Origin of the sequence: Streptomyces sp. NPDC002130 (genome assembly GCF_040296465.1) — a bacterium.
Taxonomy (GTDB): Bacteria; Actinomycetota; Actinomycetes; order Streptomycetales; family Streptomycetaceae; genus Streptomyces.
The window spans coordinates 1-1126 of record NZ_JBEOXI010001132.1 but is presented as its reverse complement, the minus strand read 5'-3'; the positions used below and the strand labels follow the sequence as shown (position 1 = coordinate 1126).

Annotated in this window: 2 protein-coding genes; both read left to right on the top strand. The window is 63.1% G+C overall.

Annotated elements, in window-relative coordinates; genetic code table 11:
- The coding region (locus tag ABT116_RS49025; RefSeq protein ID WP_351648082.1) for a class I adenylate-forming enzyme family protein at window positions 1–535 on the top strand (535 nt) is incomplete at its 5' end.
- A 66-nt stretch (window positions 536–601) separates the two neighbouring features.
- A partial coding sequence (locus tag ABT116_RS49020) for a PI-PLC domain-containing protein (protein ID WP_502984105.1) occupies window positions 602–1126 on the top strand: 525 nt, incomplete at its 3' end.

The window sequence follows — 1126 nt, the reverse complement described above, 5'->3', positions numbered from 1 at the left end:
GATCAGAGACGAGAATTCGGCAGTCCTCGGGGCCGGCGAGGTCGGTGAGGTCTGGGCCCGCGGGCCCCAGATCGCCGACGGGTACCAGAACCAGCCGGAACTGACTGCGGTTCAGTTCCGCGGTGGTTGGCTGGCGACCGGAGACATGGGGCGGCTGGACGAGGCGGGGCACCTGTTTCTGGTGGGGCGATCGAAGGACATGATCATCTACAAGGGTTACAACGTGTATCCGCAGCCGCTCGAGGAGATTCTGTGTTCACACGCTGCCGTTGCACAGGCAGCCGTCGTCGGCGAACAGGCGCCAGTGGTCGGTGAGCGCGTGACGGCATTCGTTCAGTTGAACCGCGACTTCGCGTCCGAGACTGCGTCGGCCCTGAAATTGTTGGAGCGGGAACTGACGGACTACGTGGCCGCGAAGGTGGCCCCGTATCAGAAGGTTCGTTCCATCAGGTTCGTCGACCAACTGCCTGTCACGGCAACGGGAAAGATACAGAAGAACGTATTGAGGAACAGCCTTGTCGCCGACGCAGTCTAGGACGATCGTCCAGTAACTCTCCCGATTCGGTCCTGCCGCGGCGTGATTTCTGCGAGAGTGTCGAACATGCGTGGATTCCTGGTAGCCGGTGTGAGTGCATTCGCGGCGGTCGTCTCGGTAGTCTCGGCGCCCTCCGCCGGTGCCGAGACGACCGCGGACCGAGCTCACTCGTTTTCCGAGACCACGTCCGTCGGCGTCCACAACTCCTACGAGAAGGCGACGTTCCCGTACTTCGCCGACGCTCTGGATTCAGGGGCGTCCCTGCTCGAGTTGGATCTGTGGACCAACGGCGTCGGTCCGGACTGGCGTGTGTCGCACATGAATCCGGTGGCGAGCGACAGCAATTGCGTCGGTGCGCAGGACGCTGCCGGATTGCGAAGCGGTCTGCGAGATCAGGGACTCCGCGGATGCCTGGCGGATATGCGGGCGTGGCACGAAGCCGATCCCGGGCATCCGCCGGTGATGATCAAGTTGGAACTCAAGGACGGTTTCACGGCCGGTTACAGACGTGGACCCGCCGATCTCGACGCCTTGATTCTCGGGACCCTCGGCGACGCGGTTTTCGCTCCGTCCGATCTGATGGGTGAGTCC